Origin of the sequence: Paracoccus sp. IB05 (genome assembly GCF_016405985.1) — a bacterium.
Classification (GTDB): domain Bacteria; phylum Pseudomonadota; class Alphaproteobacteria; order Rhodobacterales; family Rhodobacteraceae; genus Pseudogemmobacter.
On sequence record NZ_JAEFCF010000052.1, the window covers coordinates 12,476 to 29,646 of the forward strand.

A 17,171-nucleotide genomic window follows, 5' to 3' on the forward strand; every position below is an offset into this window, starting at 1 on the left:
ACGGGCCGGGGAGAGGGCCGGCGGATCACTCCGCCGGGGTGTTATGATTATCGGGGGCTTTGCGGTTCTTCGCCAGTTCCCGCAGCCATTTGCGGTGATGGCGGAAGGCCCAGCCGCCGGTCACGCTGCCCGTCGTCATCGCGCGCAGCGTGCCCCGGGTCCAGATCGCCGCATAGACATGCAGGATGAAGACCAGGATGATTCCCACGGCAGAGAGCGCATGGACCAGAAGGGCGATGCGCCGCGCCGGGATGGTGGCCGCCCATGGGGCGTAGGGTTCCCACAAGGGCACCTGTTTCTCCCAGATCATCAGCCCGGTGAGGATCAGCAGGAGGATCAGCCCGGTCATCGCCCAGAAGACGAATTTCTGCCCGGCATTGTATTTGCCAAGCTCGGGCAGCTTATCCTCATTGCCCTGGACCACATCGCCGATATGCGCGACCCAGGTCGCATCTTCGCGCCTGGGCAGGTTCAGCTTCCACATCTGCAAAAACAGCAGGAAGAAGCTGAGAAACAGCACGATCCCGATGGCCGGATGCAGCCAGCGCACCACCTGGCCGCCGCCGAACAGGCCCGAGAGGAAGAACAGGGACGGGTGAAACAGCGAAAGCCCCGAGATCGCCAGCAGGATCAGCGACAAGGCCGTGACCCAGTGGTTCAGCCGCGTGATGCCGCGATACCGGCTGACCGTGACCGGTTTCGTGCTTTCGATATGGTCGCCGGGGGCGGAATACTGATGAGACATCACAGCTCCTCCCGGGTCTCGGGCTGAACAGCTGCGGTCTTCACCACCAGCTCCTCGGCCTCATGCTCTTCTTCGGCGGTGACCTGATTGCCCTTCGAGAAGAGCCCATGCAGCACCGCGCCCGCCGCCGCCAGACCGATGGCGGCAAGGCCGACGGTCTTGGTGGCACCTTTCCAGCTTTCCACCACCGGCGAGATGCGCGGATCATCCGGCAGACCGGCGTAAAGACCGGGCTTGTCGGCGTGATGGAGCACATACATCACATGCGTGCCGCCCACGCCTTGCGGATCGTAAAGCCCGGCATTCTCATAACCGCGCGATTTCAGATCCTCGATCCGTTCATTGGCCAGCGCGATCTGGCTTTCCTTGGTGCCGAAAGTGATGGCCTGGGTCGGACAGGCTTTCGCACAGGCCGGCCCTTGCCCCACCGCCACCCGGTCGGAACAGAGCGTGCATTTCTTCGATACATGCGCGGTCTGATGGATCCGCGGCACGTCAAAGGGGCAGCCCGAGACGCAATAGCCGCAGCCGATGCAATTCGCGGACACGAAATCCACGATGCCGTTGGAGTACTGCACGATGGCGCCGGGCGCCGGGCAGGCTTTCAGACAGCCCGGATCCTCGCAATGCATGCAGCCATCCTTGCGGATCAGCCATTCCAGATCGCCTTGCGGGTTTTCATATTCGGAAAAGCGCATCAGCGTGAACATCTCCGGCGTCAGATCATGCGGGTTCTCATAGACCCCCACATTCTCTTCGATAGCCGGATGGGTGTCGTTCCATTCGATACAGGCCGACTGACAGGCCTTGCAGCCGATGCATTTCGACACATCGATCAGCTTTGCCACCTTGTCGAGCTGCCGCTCGGGCGCGGGCACATTGGCGGTGGCCGAAATGCGCACGACATCCGAGGGAAGCAGGTTCGAGGCGAGCGGCTGCACCGGAGGGTTCGCCGCCGCCGTGGTGGGTTGAGGAGCGCGTTCGGTCATGCCAGGCCCTCCGATGCGGGTTCGATATTGACAAGGAACGCCTTGAACTCGGGCGTCTCGATATTGGCGTCGCCGACAAAGGGGCCAAGCGTATTGGGGCCAAAGCCCTTCCTCGCCGCACCTTTAAAGCCCCAATGGATCGGGATGCCGACGACATGGACGGGTTTGCCGTCGCAGATCATCGGACGGATCCGTTTCGTCACCACCGCCTTCGCCCAGACCTGGCCGCGTTTTGACCAGACCCGGACCATGCCACCCTTTTTGATCCCCTTTTCCGCCGCCAGTTCTTCGCTGATTTCCACGAAGAATTCCGGCTGATTCACCGCATTCACATAGTTGTGCTTGGTCCAGTAATGGAAATGCTCGGTGAGGCGGTAAGAGGTGGCCACCAGCGGGAATTCGGCGCTGGTGGCCATATTTGCCATATCATCCGGGAAAACGCGGGCCACGGGGTTGCCGCGCATTTCCGGGTTGAGCGGATTCGCCATCGGGCTTTCGAACGGCTCCATATGGGTCGGGAAGGGGCCGTCGCGCATCAGCTTGCGCGAGAAGAAACGGCTGGTGCCTTCCGGGTTCATGATGAAGGGCCCGACCTCGCGCGGTTTAGCGGTGACGGCGATATCCGGGATATCCGGGCCGACCCATTTCTCGCCATTCCACTCGATCAGCACGCGGGACGGATCCCAGGGCTTGCCGTCAGGGTCGCAAGACGCGCGGTTGTAGAGCACGCGGCGATTGGCCGGCCAGGCGAAGGACCATTGCTGGAACACCCCCATGCCGGACGGGTCGCTGTTGTCGCGCCGCGCCATCATATTGCCGTCCTCGGTGAAGCAGCCGGCATAGATCCAGCAGGCGCCCATCGTGGACCCGTCATCCCTGAGCTGCCCGAAGCCCGAGACCTGCTTCCCCGCCTCCAGCACGACTTTCGTCGGGTCAGTGGCGTCGTAAAGCGTGGTCAGAGCGCGGCCGTTAAGCTCCATCGCCAGTTCAGCAGCGGTGGGCTCTTCGGGATCCGCGTAATCCCAGGCGAGGTTCAGAACCGGTTCGGGTGCCTTGCCGCCCTCGGTTTCATAGAGCTTCCGGATCCGCTGATAGATCTGCGTCATGATCCAGACATCGGACCGCGCCTCACCCGGAGGGGTCGCCCCCGCCCAGTGCCATTGCAGCCAGCGCCCCGAATTCACCGTCGCGCCCTCGTCTTCGGCGAAACAGGTGGTCGGCAGTTCCAGCACCTCGGTCTGGATGCTGGCGGTATCAACATCGTTGTAAATACCGTGATTTTCCCAGAAAGCGGCGGTTTCGGTCGCCAGCGGGTCCATCACAACCAGCAGTTTCAGCTTTGAGAAGGCCTCGGTCATCTTGCCCCGGTTGGGGAAAGACAAAAGCGGGTTGAAGCCCTGGCAGAAGTAGATATTCACCTCGCCATTCTTCATCATGTTGAACATGCGCATCGCGTCATATTGTACGATGTCGAGCTTGGGCAGCCAGTCATAGCCCCAGCCGTTTTCAGCTGTCGCCTTGTCGCCCCACAGCGCCTTCATGAAGGAAACCATGAACTTGCCGTAGTTCTGCCAATAGCTCATCTGGTTCGGGCGCAGCGGTTTATTGCCGCGTGTCGACATATAGGTCGCGAAATCGGGCTCTGTCTCCCGCGGCATCGCAAGATAGCCGGGGATCAGGTTCGACATCAGACCAACGTCAGTCAGACCCTGGATATTGGAATGCCCGCGCAAAGCGTTCATCCCGCCGCCCGGAACCCCGATATTGCCCAGAAGCAGCTGCAGCATCGCCATGCCACGGATGTTCTGCGAGCCCTTGGAATGCTGGGTCCAGCCAAGCGCATACATCGAGGTCATGGTCTTGGTCGGCGAAGAGGTCTCGCCGATCATCTCGCAGATCTTCAGGAAGCGATCCTTCGGCGTGCCGCAGACATTCTCTACAAACTCAGGCGTGTAGATCTCGACATGCTTCTTCAGAAGCTGCCAGACAGAGCGCGGATGCGTCAGCGTCTCGTCGTTGATGACATAGCCATCTTCGCCCAGCTCATATTCCCAGCTGGTCTGGTCGTAGCTGCGCTTTTCGGCGTCATAGCCGGTGAACATCCCGTCCTGGAAACCGAAATCCTCGCGCACGAGATAGCCGACATTGGTGTAGTTGCGGACATAGTCCCACTGCACCTTGTCATTCTCGATACACCAGCGGATCACCCCCATGAGGAAGGCGATGTCAGATCCGGGGCGGATCGGCGCATAGTAATCCGAGACAGAGGCCGACCGGTTGAACCTCGGGTCCACCACGATCAGTTTCGCACCGCGATGGTGCTTGGCCTCGGTCACCCATTTGAAGCCACAGGGATGCGCTTCGGCGGCGTTGCCACCCATGATGACGACGAGGTCGGTATTCTTGATATCGGTCCAGGAGTTTGTCATCGCTCCACGGCCAAATGTCGGGCCCAAACTGGACACCGTGGGGCCGTGTCAGACGCGCGCCTGGTTGTCGAAACCTACAATGCCCAGCGAGCGGACCACTTTCCAGGTCGCCCAGGCTGTTTCATTGGTGGTGGCCGAGGCCGCCAGATAGCCGGTGGTGGTCAGACGGTTCACGGTCAGACCATCGGCATTCTTCTCGATCAGGTTCGCATCGCGGTCGTCTTTGACGGCGCGGGCGATTTTGTCGAAGGCCTCATCCCAGGAGATTTCCTCGAAACGGTCCGAGCCGGGGCGGCGGAGGCGCGGATGGGTCAGGCGGGTCTCGGCCTTGACGTAATCCTTGAGTGCCGCGCCTTTGGGGCAGAGCGTGCCCTTGTTGGTCGGATGGTCGGCATCGCCTTCGATATGGATCAGCTCGGCTTTTTCGCCGGCGGCCAGATCACCTTTGGAATACATGATGACGCCGCAGGCGACCGAGCAATAGGTGCAGATATTGCGGGTTTCGGTCATGGTGGCCAGCTTGAAATCGCGCACATGCGCGGCCTCTGCTGCCTCTGCCTCATGAAAGCCCATGGCTGCCAGAGACGTTGCTGCCACCCCCGCCCCTGACAGCCTGAGAAAGCTGCGGCGCGAAAGGTCGATATTCATGTGACCCCTCCTTTTACTACCTGTCTGCGCTTGTGCCTGGCGGGCAGGGTGCCGGCCGGATCCGCGCACGATGGGTTGCTTCAATCACGCAATAGATAAGACAAATGGTCCGGTCTAAGATCAGGGAAGTCAAGGAAAACACGTTATTTCCGTGCGTACACAACGATTGGCGCGCCCGTCAGGACCCCTGAAACCTGGATCTGCTGCAGGGTTCGGGGCCGTTCCGGCACGCTGGTTTGCAAAGCCTGGCCGTCCTGCCTGCCCCGCATACTTGCCCCGGCGGAGCGGGACTGGCAAAGTCAGGAGGCGGCCGGGACAGGGGTGGGTTTTGCAGCCTCCGGACCGGCAATGGGGCGTATCCCGCGCCCGACGAGGGACCTGTCCGGAGGTCCGTCCAGATTGAGAGGTGACAGCCATGACCCAGATGCAGACCCCGCAGGCCGAACCGCGCCTGACCTCGCTGTCCCATGGCGGTGGCTGTGGCTGCAAGATCGCGCCCGGGGTGCTTTCGGGAATCTTGCGCGGCACCTCTGCGCTGCCGGTGCCGGAGGCTCTGCTGGTCGGCATCGAGACCTCGGATGATGCGGCGGTCTATCAGCTGAACGAGCATCAGGCGATTGTCGCAACCACTGATTTCTTCATGCCGATCGTCGACGATCCGGTGGATTTCGGGCGGATCGCGGCGACGAATGCGATCTCGGATGTCTATGCGATGGGGGCGACGCCGATATTCGCGCTGGCGCTGGTGGGGATGCCGATCAATGTGCTCTCGGTTGAGACCATCGGCCGGATCCTTGAGGGCGGGTCACAGGCCTGCCGGGCGGCGGGGATCCCGATTGCCGGCGGCCATACGATCGACTCGGTCGAGGCGATTTACGGGCTGGTGGCTCTGGGGGTGGTCGATCCTGCGCATGTGAAGAAGAATGCGCTTGCGCAGGCCGGGGATGTGCTGGTTTTCGGCAAGCCGCTGGGCGTCGGCGTCTATTCGGCAGCGCTGAAGAAAGAGAAGCTGAGCGCCGGCGGATATGCCGCGATGATCGCGACGACGACGAAGCTGAATACGCCCGGGCCCCGTCTGGCGCGTCTGGCGGGGGTTCATGCGATGACCGATGTGACCGGCTTCGGGCTGGGCGGCCATGGGCTCGAGATGTCGCGCGGCGCGGGGAAGGGGATCCGGATCGACTGGGCCTCGGTGCCGGTCCTGACGGATGCGGTGGCTTTGGCGGAAGCCGGGTTCATCACCGGTGCCTCAGGGCGGAACTGGGCGAGCTATGGCGCCGAGATCGCTTTCGCGCGGGAGATGTCGAAGGTGGATCAGGCGCTGCTGACCGATCCGCAGACCTCGGGCGGGCTTTTGGTTGCCTGCGCGCCGGAGGCGGTGGCCGAGGTGTTGCGGATCTTTGCGGAAGAGGGGTTCGCCGAGGCGGCGGTGATTGGCGAGGTCGGTGACGGCGCGCCGGGCCTGACCATCGCCTGACTATCCTGCAAGATTGAAAGCCCCGCCATGGCGGGGCTTGTTCCTACTCTCTGATCACTTTGGCTTCGGTCTCCAGCTGGATCAGCAGCGGCGTTTTTTCCCGCCAGGCCTCGTACCAGCCCGTCACCGCGTCACCGAAAATCTCTGGCCCGGGTTTCACGACATTGGCGCCGGCCTCAATGAGCTTCGCACGGTAATCGGCGTCGATCTGCGGATAGGCGGCGCGGATCTGTGCGGTCTCGGCGGCGACGAGCCTTGTGATCAGGGCGCGGTCTTCCGCGCTGTAGCTTTGCCATTTCCGCGCCGAGGCGACAGCAACCATCGGGAAGATCATATGTTCCGTATCCAGCACCACGGCGGAATAGTCATGGAAGCGGTTGTCGAACGTGCCCTCGAAATCCAGCTGCATGCCATCGATCTGGCCATTCGCATAGGCGTCGAACAGGTCCGGCAGCGGCAGCGGCGTGGGGGCGGCGCCGGCCCGGGTCCAGAAGTCGAGCTGCTGCGCCAGCGGCACGGTGCGGATCTTGCGGCCTGCGACAGTCCCGCCTTCCTTCAGTGGTTTTGACAGGAGCGCGATCCGCATCCCGGCCATACCATAGCCCAGCCCGTGCAGGCCGAGGGCGGCGAGATTGTCCTGCAGCCCGGTTGCGGTCGGGCCTTCGAGCAATGTCGCGGCCTGTGTGGCCGTGTCGACGAGGTAAGGCGCGGTCAGGATGCCGAAATTCTCATCCCGATTGCTCAGCTCTCCGACCGTCAGGAAGGCAAGATCCAGCGCGCCAGATTGCAGCTGCTGCAACATCTGCGCCTCATTGCCGAGCTGGCCGGAGGGGAAGACCGCGAGGCTCAGGCGACCATCGGTTGCGGTGTTGAGTTCCCCGGCGAGGTGGCTGGCCGAGCGGGTCCATTGATGCGGCGGCGGCGTGATCAGGCCGATGCGCAGGTCTTCGGCCCCGGCGGGGCTTGCGAGGGCGAAAAGCGCAAGGGCGAGGGGTGTCGGGCGCAGGAATGCCATATCAGCCTCCGGTCATGGTGGATTGCAGCGCGGTGATCACGGTCAGCCCGGCGAGAACCGCAAGGGTCGCGATGAAGAACGGGGTCAGCAGCCAGGAGAGGCGCGTGGAGGACACCCCGGTCATCAGGGAGGCCGTGTAAAGCCCGGCGCCCACCGGCGGCGTCAGCAGGCCAAGCGCCATATTGAGGCACAGGATCACGCCGAATGCGGTGGGCGAGATGCCATAGACATCGGTTGCGACCGGCAGCAAGACCGGGGCGGTGAGGATGATACCCGGGATCGGCTCCAGCACTGTGCCCAGCAAAAGCAGCAGGATATTCAGCAGGATCAGGAACATCAGCGGCGAATGGGCGAGGTCCTGGATCAGGCGCGCGGCCTCGGCCGGCAGATTGCCATAGGTCAGCACCCAGCCGATGATCTGCGCGCCGGCCACAAGAAACAGCACCGCGCCCGAGGTGACGGCGGTGCGCACCAGCGCCGGGGCAAGGTCCGGGATCCGCATCTCGCGGTAAAGAAACAGCCCGATCAGCACCGTGGCCAGCGAGGCCAGAGCCGCCGATTGCGTCGGCGTGGCAAAACCGCCAAGGATCGAGCCGACGACGACGCCGGGAATGATCAGCGCGGGCAGCGCGTCGCGCAGCGCGATGAGACGGGCATTCAGCGCCATCCGGCCGGTTTTCGGCAGGTTGAACCGTCAGCCCAGCCAGGCGATCACCGCGGCGAAACCCGCGGCCAGCGCGAGGCCCGGCAGAAGGCTCGCGCGGAACAGCTGGTCGACCGGCAGCTGCGCCACGGCGGCAAAGACGATCAGGTTCATCGAAGGCGGCAGCACCGGCGCCAGCAGGCCTCCGGCGGCGGTGACAGAGGCGGAAACATCCTTCGGATAGCCGCCGCGCTCCATCTCGGGGACGGCGAGGCGCGACATGACCGTCAGCTGCGCGACGGTCGAGCCCAGCACCGAGGCCATCATCAGGTTTGCCAGCAGATTGATATAGGCGAGACCTGCGCGCAAGGGCCAGATCAGCGCGGCGGCCAGCGCGAAAAGGCGGTGCCCGTTGCCGCCCGCGCCCACCAGCTCACCCAGCAGGATAAAAAGCGGCAGGGTCAGCAGCGAATAGCTCTCGATCCCGGCGAAAAGCTGCTGCGGAAAGCCGGTCAGCAGAACCCCATTGCCGGAAGCGATGATCAGGATCAGCGTGGTCGCGACCAGCAGAAAGGCAATTGGCGCGCCCATCAGCAACAGGACGGTAAAAGACAGACCCGCGATCATGGCAGATCCCTCAGCGTGGTCAGGTCGGCGGCGATCTGCGCCAGAACATGCAGAATCGAGGTCAGCGTGGTCACAGGCATCACCAGCCAGAACCAGATTTTCCGCACCCCGAGCGTCTGAGTCGGGTCGGCATAGATGAAGCTGAAGGTCTCCTGCGCCAGCGCCGCGCCCGATCCGGCGCGGATCAGGCCCGGCAGATGATCATGGCCATTACGACCAGAAAGACCAGCAGCGCCAGATCATTGACCAGCGCAAGCCGGGCGCGGTTCTTCGCGCTCAGCGCCTCGGGGATCAGCCCGACCGTCATATGCTGGCCAAGCGCAATCGCCATTGAGGCGCCGGGAAAGGCGAGGCAGACCATCAGATGCACGGCAAATTCATCGGTCCAGGCCAGCGGGCGGCGCAGCCAGCCCGAGGCGGCGCCCGCGATCATGGCCAGAAAAATCAGCGCGACCAGCAGGGCGCCTGTCGCCTTCTCGACGCTCAGGACAGCGGCGCTGATCCGTGCGAGGCCACCCGCCGGGCGCGGGGCGAGGTTCAGGGGAAGATCGGTCATTATGCTTGCGCGCCCCGTTCTTTTGCGCCTGCTCCGCTTGCGCCTCCCGGAATTTCGCCGTCGATCTGCACCATCAGATGGCCCTGGCTGCAGCGCTCGACCCGGGCAATGACGCCGTAAACCTCTCCCAGCATGGCGGGGGTCACGACTTCGGCGGGCGGGCCAAAGGCGTAAAGGCCGCCTTTGTGCAGGATCGCGATCCGGTCCGACCAGCGCGCCGCCAGCGCGAGGTCATGCAGCACGGTCAGCACGATCCGGCCCTCGGCGGCGATGCGGCGAACCTCGGATAAAAGCCGCACCTGACGCGCGAGGTCCAAAGCCGAGGTCGGCTCATCCAGCAGCAAAAGGCGCGGCGCGCGCACGATGGCTTGCGCAAGGCTCACCATCTGGCGCTGCCCGCCCGACAGCTGATCCAGCCCCGCCAGCGCGAGATGGTCGATCCCGAGGCGCAACAGCACCGCCATAGCGCGGGTCTCGGGCGGCTCGGTCACGGCGCGTTCGCCACTGGCGCGGAGCGCGGTGATCACGGTTTCCAGCACATTGAGCGAGGCGCCCGAGGGCAGGCTTTGCGGCATGAAGCCCACGATCTTCGCACGGGCGGGCGCGCTCAGCTGCGCAAGGTCCTGCCCGTCCAGCGCGATCTGGCCGGTAAAGGGCGCAAGGCCGGCAATTGCTTTCAGCAGCGTCGATTTCCCGGCGGCATTGGGACCGGCAAGGGTCGTGACCTCGCCCGACCGCAGATCGGGCAGGCTCAGTCCGGCAATCACCCGGCGGCGGCCATAGCCGGTCGAGACATCGCGGAGCGTCAGGCTCATCTTCCCGGCCTCCCGCGCAGGATCAGCCAGAAGAAGACCGGCAGGCCGATCAGCGAGGTGACAAGCCCCACGGGCAGCAAAGTTCCGGTGATCAGCAGTTTCGAGAGCGTCGAGGCGGCGGACATCAGAAGCGCGCCGGTGAAAATGCTGGCGGGCAGCAGGAAACGGTGATCCTCGCCCACCAGCATCCGCGCGATATGCGGGCCGGCAAGGCCGATGAACCCGATCACGCCGACCATCGAGACGGCAGTGGCGGCGAGCAGGCTCACGCGCAAAAGCGCCCAGCGGCGCAGCGCTGTGACATCGACGCCAAAGCCGCGCGCCTGTTCCTCGCCCAGTCGAAGCGCGGTCAGCTTCCAGGAGGCCATCAGCGCGAAGGGCACAGTCACGGCGATGACCAGCGCAAGGATCGTGACCGAGCCCCAGTTGACGGCCTGGAGGCTGCCCATGGTCCAGATCACCAGCTGTTGCAGATCCTCAGCCGAGGCGACGAATTGCAACAGCGACAGAAAGGCGGCGGCGGTGAAATTCAGCGCGATCCCGAACAGGATCAGCACTTCCGGCCCGCCACCCCGCAGCCGCCCCATCAGCTGCAAAAGCCCAAGCGCCCCCAGCGAGAACAGGAAGGCATTCGCGGTGATCCCCCAGGCGGGCGGCAGGAAGGGGATCGTCAGCCCCAGCACAATCGCCACCCCGGCGCCAAGCGCTGCGGCGGCGGAAACCCCCAGCGTGAAGGGTTCGGCCAGGGGGTTTTCCAGCACCGTCTGCATCTCTGCCCCCGCGAGCGCCAGGGCGGCTCCGACAAGCAGCGCCATGACGGCCACGGGCAGGCGCACCTGCCAGACAATCACCGAAGTGCCGCGCGGCACCTCGGCCCCGGTCAGCGTCCGGATCGTCTCGGACAATGGCAGGCCGGACGGACCGGTGGTCAGATCGACCAGCACCGCGATCAGCGCGAACACCGCCATTGCGCCCACCAGCGCGGCACGGCGGCGGTTTTGCCGGTGATAGCGGTCAAGAAGTTCGGAGCCGGACATGCTGGATCAGGTCTCTTCCGAAATCCACCAGGTTCCGGGCACCTGAACCGGCGAGAAACGGGTCTCGATTTCGTTCAGCGTCGCGGCGGGGTCGACATCCTCGAACAGATCCGGGTGGAAGGCTTTTGCGAGATATTCGATCAGCGCGATATGGCTTGGCGTGTCGTTGAAGAGATGCCAGACCCCGTAAGCGCGGCCTTCGGCCACGGCGGTCAGCGCGTTGAAGCCGGTGGCGCCGATCAGCGCATCGAAGCTTTCGCGCGCCTCTGGCGCGGTGATATCCGACCCCAGCACCAGGCCGCCGCGCGCCCGCATGTGATCGCCGCCGGTTGCGACATAGAACTCAGGATCAGCGCCGATCAGGAATTCGAGGCTGACATTCCCCAGCACCCCCTGCACCACGTCAGACCCGATATTGGTGCCACCGGCGGTCTCGATGAAATCGCGAAACACCCCGGATCCAACGGTCGAACAGCAATTCGTCGGCGCGGCATGGACATGGAAGAAGACGCGCGGGCGTCTGATCGCAGGATCCGCGAGGCGGTCGCGGATCCGCTTCAGCCGGGTCTCGTAGAATTCGGCGAACTCTTCCGCCCGGGCGGCGCCATCGGTCAGCTCGCCCAAAAGCCGCAGCGACGGGATCGAGTTTTCCTGCGGATGCGCGAAGAAATCGACATAGGCGACCGCGATACCGGCGGCCTCGATCTGGTCACGGGCGCGCTCCATCGCCGGATCGCCTTCATCCATCAGCGAAAGCACCACCAGGTCGGGATCAAGCGAGATGATCGTCTCGACCGAGATTTCGCGATTGCCGGTGCCGACCGGGCGGATCGCGTCAATCGCGGGGAATTTCGCGCGATATGCGGCCAGCGTCGGCTCATCGAGCCCCTTATCGGTGCGCCAGCCGATCACTTTCGCCACCGGATCGTCATGGAGGAGGCCCAGCACCGCCATATGCCGCCCTTCGCCCAGGACGATCCTGGTCGCGGGGGCCTCAAGCACCACCTCGCGCCCGAGGATATCGGTGGCGCGGATCTCGGCCAGTGCTGGCAGTGCCAGCGCTGTCAGCAGCGCAGCGGTCAGGGAAAGCGGGCGGAAGCGGATCATCTGGGTACCTCTGGCACCGGACATCTCTGGCATCGGGGCGCGATGCCTGTGACGGGCGGCTTTCTTACGAGGACAGGGGCGGTGTTCCGCCCCTGTCGCAGAGCGGTCGCGGCCGCGGGCCGCTCAATCGGCTTTCGGTCTGATCCGCCAGATGCGGTCGCCGCTGTCATCATCCTGGCCGCGCGATTTGTTCACCGCCCAGACGGTGCCCTCGGCATCGGCGACCAGTTCATTGGGCAGGCTGCCGGCGTCGAAATTGGCGACCACCTGGCCTTCGGGATCGACCACGGTGATGGTGCCCGCGCCCCGGTTTCCGACGAAAGCCAGCTTCGATTTCGGCTCATAGGTCACGTAAAGCGCACCGGCCCCGGTTTCGACATCATGCAGCACCGAGCCATCGGCGCCGTTCACGATCAGCAGGTTATCGGTGGTTTGCGAGGCCACGAACACCAGGTCATCCGCCGCATCATAAGCCACCGAGGCCGCGCCGATCGAGCCCGGCAGCGGCGTCACCCGGATCTCGCCGGTTCTGGTATCGATCACCGCAAGCTCCGGCGTCGCGTTCGAGGCGGCGAACAGCTTGCCGGTCTCTGCGTCGAAATGGATGTCCTGGGTGCCAAAGCTCTCGCCGCGCAGCTGCGAGGGAATGGTGTAAGGCGCGAGCTTTTCGAGCTTTTTCGAATCGATCACCTCGATCACCGGCGAGCGCGCCGAAGAGATGTAGATACGGCCCGCCGCCTCATCGATCTGGACCGAGAACGGATGCGCGATGAAATCCGGCTCGAACTGTTTCACCAGCGAGAGGTCATCAGCGCTGTAGACGGCGATGGTGTTCTGCCGGGTATTGGTGGTCCAGAGCCGGCCCGCCGCCTCATCAAGGCCAAGCCCGTAAACCGCGTAAAGCGCCGGGCGGCCATCCTCATCCACTGCCGGGGCCGCGCCGCCTTCGGGCGCAGGTTCTGCACCGGGCGTGATCTGTTCGATCACGTTCAGCGTGTCGGGATCGACCTTGGACAGTGCCGAGTCTTTCACCGGCGGACGGCCCACCGCCGAGGTGACATAGAACACATGCCGCGAGGGGCTGTAGGCCAGCTGATAAAGACCACGCGTCACCGGCGCGCTGGTGATGTCGAATTTATCGGCACCCTCAATCGCAAGGTCCGGCGAGATCTTCAGATCCACCACCGTCGCGGCCGATGGCTTCTCGGCAATCACCAGGATCGGTTGCAGGCCGGTCACGGCTTTTGCGTCAAGTTTCAGGTCAAAGCGGAATTTACCGTCATCACCAACGCGGATTGGCCCGCCTTCATTCAGGACAGTATTGCCGCGCATCAGGGTGATTTCCTGGCCCGGGATCATCCGCTCGCCGGTGATCGACACCGCCGATCCCGCAACCACAGCCGCGCCCTGATCCACCGCACCGGCACGCACCACGCCGGGGAAGCCGTCGGTTGCGGCCGAGAAGATGGTCTCGGCGCTCAGCGGGCCCGCCATCACGGCAAAGGCCAGCGCAGAGGCACCAAGAATACTGCGAAAGCGGTGCAGCGGGGGGAATGCCATATTGGTCTCCTCGATATCATGCTGGATCGGCTCAGAAATGGTCCCTGGCGGGTCTGGCGCGGGAAGGGGGCTGTGGGGCGGCGGCCACCGGGCCGGACGCAGGATCTGAAGCGGGTGGTGTTCCGGGTGTCGTCATCAGGGCTGCAATCGGTCAGGCAATTATCGGTCAGACAGGAGACCGGGTCGCGAAATTGTCGCCGCGCCCCCGTCCGGTCTGTCGCCGGTCTTCCGGTGCAGCAGTATATTCTTGAGAGGGATTGTCAACTAATTCGCCCGGGGCTAACTGGCAGAGGATGATGCGCCTGACTATGTGGCTGCCGCGGTTATCCGCGGCCTTTATGGCGAGATTGCTGTGTTTTCCCCTGCCAGAGGAAGAATACCATGTCTGTAAACGGCAAGACCGGCCCCGATCATGCCCGAAAACCGGCAGAGCTGAAGATCATGGACGCCGATCTTCCCAGCCACAGCCTGTCGCAAAAAACCGTGAAGACCGGGCCAGGCCACCGGCTTTATCTCGCGGTCCCGAAGGGCATGGCGCCGGCGGCGGGCTGGCCGGTTCTGTATATGCTCGACGGCAATGCGGCCTTTGATTTCCTGACGGAAGACCATCTGGCGCTGGTGCCCGGGCTGATGCTGGTGGGGGTGGGGTATGATACCGACCGCCAGTTCTCGCGCGAGCGCCGGACGCTGGATTTCACCGCGCCCGACTTTACGGCGACGGACGGGCAGGGGGACGGGATCCGTCCGGATCACGTCCATGAGGGGCGGATGGCGGGGGGCGCGGCGCAGTTTCTCGACCGGCTGACCGGCGATCTGCGTCTGGCGGCAGAGGAGGGCCTGCCGGTCGACCCGGCGCGTCGCAGCCTCTGGGGCCATTCCTTCGGCGGGCTCTTTACGCTTTACGCGGCGCTGACGCGGCCCGGGGCTTTTGCACGCTACGCGGCGATCAGCCCGTCGATCTGGTGGGATGAAGATCTGATCCGCCGGGTTGCGGCGGGGGCGGCAAAGCTCGACACCCCTCCGGCGCTGATGATGGCACTGGGCGATAAGGAAAAGCGCAGCGGCGCCTCTGGCCCGCCGCCCGACGGGCCCGCGCCCGCGACGATGGATTTCGTGAAAGGCCTGGAAGAACATCCCGGTTTCGCGCCGGAAATCTATGTCCTGGCCGATCACGCCCATATCCAGACCATCGCGGGATCGCTGCCGCTCGCGCTGCCTTTCGCACTGGGCTGAAGCGAATGGGCTGAAGCGGAGGGGCGCTCAGCCCATCCGCTTTGCCAGTTCCGGCGCGATCAGGGCAACTGCGGCGGGCGAGATCATCTCCGCATGCAGGAAGGGGATTTCCAGCATCTCTGTCTGGCCGACATAGCGCGCCCAGAGCGCGGCGGTGAGATCGCGCCCGGCATGATCGCGCCCGGCGCGGATATGGGTGACCTTGCCCGCAAAATGCCGCTGCTGATGGCTGCGCACCAGACGATTGGTATCGGTCACCAGCCGCACGACACCATTGAGCACCTCTTCGGGCAGGGCGCCCATGGCGCTGTCTCCGGCGCGCAGGAAGGCGACGACCTTGTCCCGGCTGTCGAGGTCACGATGCGCCTCGGGGTCATGCCCGGCAATTGCCAGCAGCGCCCTGAGCGCGGCCGCCGGATCAGGCTCCGGCTCATCGCGCCAGACATCGGTCGGGTAGCTGTCGAGCAGCGCCACGAGGCCGGGCTCACGCCCCATTCGTGCCAGCTCCACCGCCATTTCCTGGGCAATGATGCCGCCCACAGACCATCCCGCAAGGTGGATCGGGCCTTCCGGCTGCGCCTGCGCCACCAGTGCCGCGTAATCCGCGGCCAGAGCCCCGAGATTCTCGGGCAAAGGCTGCGCCGGATCGAGACCCGGATGCTGCACCGCACAGACCGCGCGGTCAGGCGCAAGCGCACGGGCGAGGGCGCGATAGCCCCAGCCAAGCCCGCCTGCGGGATGGATCAGGAAGAGCGGCGCTTTGTCGGGGTTGCCTTGCGCCAGCCGGATCAGTGGCCCGAGCCCGTCATCGGTCGGCCCCGCTGCGTCGAGTTTCGCCGCCAGCATATCAAGCACCGGCGCGGCGAAAATCGCGCCAAGGCCAGGGGCGCGCCCGGTCTCTTCCTCAATCCGCAGCGCGAGGCGCACGGCCGACAGGCTGTCGCCGCCAAGCGCGAAGAAATCGGCCTCGGCCGGGGCAGGGGCGTCGAGATGCAGGACCTCGGCATAGAGGCGGGCGAGGAGGCGTTCTGCCCCGGTCTCGGCCGCGCGGCCCGAGACGGTAAATGCGGGTGCAGGCAGTGCCTTGCGGTCAAGTTTGCCGTTCGATGTGACGGGGAGGGCGCTCAGCGCGATCTCGGCTGCGGGCACCATATAAGCGGGCAGGCGGGCGGCGAGCAAAGGCGCGAGACTGCCCGGCCGGTAGTCTGCCGCCGTGCCGGTCTCGGGTGCCAGCTCGGGCACAAGATAGGCCACGAGGCGCTTTTCCCCGGCGCGGTCTTCGCGCGCCAGAACCACGCATTCGCGCGCAAGGCCGGTCGCCATGATCGCGGCCTCGATCTCGCCCAGCTCGATCCGGAGACCCCGGATCTTGACCTGGTGGTCCGAACGCCCGAGATAGACAACCGCGCCATCAGCCCGGGTTTTCGCAACATCGCCAGTGGCATAGAGCCGCTGTCCGGGATGGCGCGGGTCTTCGATGAACCGCTCGGCTGTCAGATCCGGGCGGCCAAGATAGCCACGCGCCAGCTGCACGCCGCCGAGGTAAAGATTGCCGGGCATGCCGGCAGGCACCGGGCGCAGGTATTCATCCAGCACCGGCAAAGAGGTGTTCCAGACCGGCCAGCCAATCGGCAGCGGGTTGGACTGGTCCTCGGGCGGCGCAGGCCAGAAGGAAACATCGACCGCGGCCTCGGTCGGGCCGTAAAGATTGTGCAATTCGCCGGTGATGCGGCGGTGAAAGCGCGCGCGCTGATCGGCGGTGAGCTCTTCGCCGGAGCAGAAGGTGCGGCGGATGGCGAGGCCCTCTGAGGCGGGTGCGGCAAGGAAGGCCGAGAGCATCGAGGGCACGAAATGCAGGGTGGTGATCCGGTGGTTGCGGATCAGCCGGGCGATTTCCGAGGGGTCACGATGGGCGCCAGGGGGCGCCATGACCAGTTCGGCACCTGAAATATAGGGAAGGATGAACTCCCAGACCGAGACGTCGAATGTGGCGGGGGTCTTTTGCAGGATGCGGTCGCCGGGGCCGATGCCATAGTGATCACGCATCCAGAGCAGGCGGTTCACGATGGCGCGGTGCTCGATCATCACACCTTTCGGCTCGCCGGTGGAGCCGGAGGTGTAGATGACATAGGCGAGGCTGTCACCGGAGGCGGCGGGTGCCGGAGTTTCGGAGAGCGCGGGTGAGAGGGTTGCGGCACCAAAATGGACCGCTGTTTCCCGCGCGATTTCAGTGCTGGCCGGGCCGCCTTTGGCCCGTGGCGCTGCGGCCTGAGGGCCTGGCGCGGGGGGG

At 64.7% G+C, this 17,171-nt stretch carries 12 protein-coding genes and 1 pseudogene; 2 read left to right on the forward strand and 11 right to left on the reverse strand.

The features are described 5' to 3' along the window. Positions 1–25 precede the first annotated feature (25 nt). The 3 genes from JC607_RS22930 to fdnG are packed head-to-tail and all read right to left on the reverse strand — an operon-like array spanning position 26 to position 4,811. Entirely contained in the window at positions 26–745 is a 720-nt protein-coding gene (locus tag JC607_RS22930; protein ID WP_198839056.1) for a formate dehydrogenase subunit gamma, read from the reverse strand. Further along, positions 745–1,734, reverse strand: a complete 990-nt coding sequence (gene fdxH / locus JC607_RS22935) for a formate dehydrogenase subunit beta (protein ID WP_198839057.1) — start codon at positions 1,732–1,734, stop codon at positions 745–747. Before fdxH ends, JC607_RS22930 begins: the two co-directional genes overlap by 1 nt. Beyond that, the gene (gene fdnG / locus JC607_RS22940; protein WP_255532648.1) at positions 1,731–4,811 is read right to left on the reverse strand and encodes a formate dehydrogenase-N subunit alpha; all 3,081 of its coding nucleotides are present in this window, start codon (positions 4,809–4,811) and stop codon (positions 1,731–1,733) included. The genes fdxH and fdnG overlap by 4 nt, the downstream gene beginning before the upstream one ends. 415 nt (positions 4,812–5,226) lie before the next feature. Here fdnG and selD point away from each other — a divergent pair, with 415 nt between their 5' ends. Then, on the forward strand, positions 5,227–6,288 hold the full coding sequence (selD, locus tag JC607_RS22950) for a selenide, water dikinase SelD (protein WP_198839060.1): 1,062 nt from the start codon (positions 5,227–5,229) through the stop codon (positions 6,286–6,288). A gap of 43 nt (positions 6,289–6,331) precedes the next feature. On the opposite strand, the gene JC607_RS22955 is transcribed toward selD, so the two are convergent. From JC607_RS22955 to JC607_RS22990, 7 genes and pseudogenes are all read right to left on the reverse strand, one after another. After that, the gene (locus JC607_RS22955; RefSeq protein ID WP_198839061.1) at positions 6,332–7,303 is read right to left on the reverse strand and encodes a TRAP transporter substrate-binding protein; all 972 of its coding nucleotides are present in this window, start codon (positions 7,301–7,303) and stop codon (positions 6,332–6,334) included. A 1-nt stretch (position 7,304) separates the two neighbouring features. Continuing rightward, a pseudogene (locus JC607_RS25620) lies at positions 7,305–8,573 on the reverse strand (TRAP transporter large permease). Between the two features lie 184 nt (positions 8,574–8,757). Continuing rightward, positions 8,758–9,129: a TRAP transporter small permease gene (locus tag JC607_RS22970; RefSeq protein ID WP_198839064.1), complete on the reverse strand. Its 372-nt coding sequence runs from the start codon at positions 9,127–9,129 to the stop codon at positions 8,758–8,760. Then, positions 9,129–9,944, reverse strand: a complete 816-nt coding sequence (locus JC607_RS22975; RefSeq protein WP_198839065.1) for an ABC transporter ATP-binding protein — start codon at positions 9,942–9,944, stop codon at positions 9,129–9,131. The genes JC607_RS22970 and JC607_RS22975 overlap by 1 nt, the downstream gene beginning before the upstream one ends. Further along, complete coding sequence (locus JC607_RS22980; RefSeq protein WP_198839066.1) at positions 9,941–10,981, reverse strand: iron ABC transporter permease; 1,041 nt, start codon at positions 10,979–10,981, stop codon at positions 9,941–9,943. The genes JC607_RS22975 and JC607_RS22980 overlap by 4 nt, the downstream gene beginning before the upstream one ends. A 6-nt stretch (positions 10,982–10,987) precedes the next feature. Beyond that, positions 10,988–12,088 carry an ABC transporter substrate-binding protein gene (locus JC607_RS22985; RefSeq protein ID WP_198839067.1) on the reverse strand — a complete coding sequence of 367 codons (1,101 nt, stop codon included), beginning with the start codon at positions 12,086–12,088 and terminating at the stop codon, positions 10,988–10,990. A 123-nt stretch (positions 12,089–12,211) separates the two neighbouring features. After that, the gene (locus JC607_RS22990) at positions 12,212–13,648 is read right to left on the reverse strand and encodes a YncE family protein (RefSeq protein ID WP_198839068.1); all 1,437 of its coding nucleotides are present in this window, start codon (positions 13,646–13,648) and stop codon (positions 12,212–12,214) included. 381 nt (positions 13,649–14,029) lie between these two features. Here JC607_RS22990 and JC607_RS22995 point away from each other — a divergent pair, with 381 nt between their 5' ends. Further along, positions 14,030–14,881, forward strand: coding sequence for an alpha/beta hydrolase (locus JC607_RS22995; RefSeq protein ID WP_198839069.1), 852 nt, complete (start codon positions 14,030–14,032; stop codon positions 14,879–14,881). 27 nt (positions 14,882–14,908) lie between these two features. Here the strand turns inward: JC607_RS22995 and JC607_RS23000 are convergent. Then, positions 14,909–17,171: amino acid adenylation domain-containing protein (locus JC607_RS23000; protein ID WP_198839070.1), on the reverse strand; the 2,263-nt coding region annotated here is incomplete at its 5' end.